General features: G+C 31.5%; 1 protein-coding gene and 1 riboswitch. The gene reads left to right on the top strand.

All coding sequences use genetic code 11. From position 1 onward, the window contains the following. Positions 1-99: 99 nt before the first annotated feature. Positions 100-144: riboswitch (PreQ1 riboswitch) on the bottom strand. Positions 145-574: 430 nt separating this feature from the next. Continuing rightward, positions 575-706 carry an FbpB family small basic protein gene (locus NXH67_RS04565; protein WP_083957267.1) on the top strand — a complete coding sequence of 44 codons (132 nt, stop codon included), beginning with the start codon at positions 575-577 and terminating at the stop codon, positions 704-706. Positions 707-880: the final 174 nt, after the last annotated feature.

The raw sequence follows: 880 nt of genomic DNA, 5'->3' as shown, positions 1-880 counted from the left end.
AGCAGAGAATGCAATCGGTTGAACAAGCATGGAAACAGCAATATATAAAGCTGCTAAAATCCCGTTCGCAACAAGTGTTTTTGTATTCATTTATGTTAACGCTCCTTAGTTTTTTATCGTGGGATGGTTTCGAACCACGTCATTCAACACAAAGCCTGATTTTATACTAGAATCATATAGATGTCAATATGATTCTAATATATGGTAAGGGGAAAGGTGGTGTGAAAATCGACCTATATGAGAACAGATTGAGAATGTTGGTATATGTTGTATTACAGAAGGTAGTAAATAGAATACCTTTGTAAACGTTTTGTTAAGATATTGTGTCTAAATTATTTAAAAATAATATTATGAGCCAAAAGTCTTGACATTTTCATTGTTTCATATTAATCTGAATTTAACGAAAATTTATTTGCGGATGAGGTTTGTCTGATGAAATGTGTAAGATTTTCTTACAAAGACAAAAGGACGCATCGTTAAAAATATTTTCATCCTTTACTTGAGGCACAAGAGAGTGTTTCAAAAAAATAAATAGTCTGAAAATATAGTTATCAACAGATAGGAGAGTTCACAAATGAGAAAGAAGAAAGTATCGTATATTGAATTAGTCAGAAAGAATAAAGAGGAATTATTAAAAGATCGCGATCAAATTGAAATGATTGAGAAGCGCATCGATGCAAAGCATGAAAAAGTAAATGCGAAGTAATGCTTTCAAATAAAAGAGGGAGGACCTTTAAGAGGTCGCTCCCTTTTATTATTTTTGTTTGAAGTATTCAAAGAATGCTTGAAAAATCTCGATTCCTTGGAAAAAGAATAGAGTAGTAGCAGTAAATGAAAACATGCCAATCATTAGCATTTTAATCATCTTATATTCCTCCTT

The organism is Butyrivibrio sp. DSM 10294 (genome assembly GCF_028539135.1).
In the GTDB taxonomy this organism is placed as follows: domain Bacteria; phylum Bacillota; class Clostridia; order Lachnospirales; family Lachnospiraceae; genus Butyrivibrio.
This window is presented reverse-complemented; position numbering and strand designations above follow the sequence as displayed.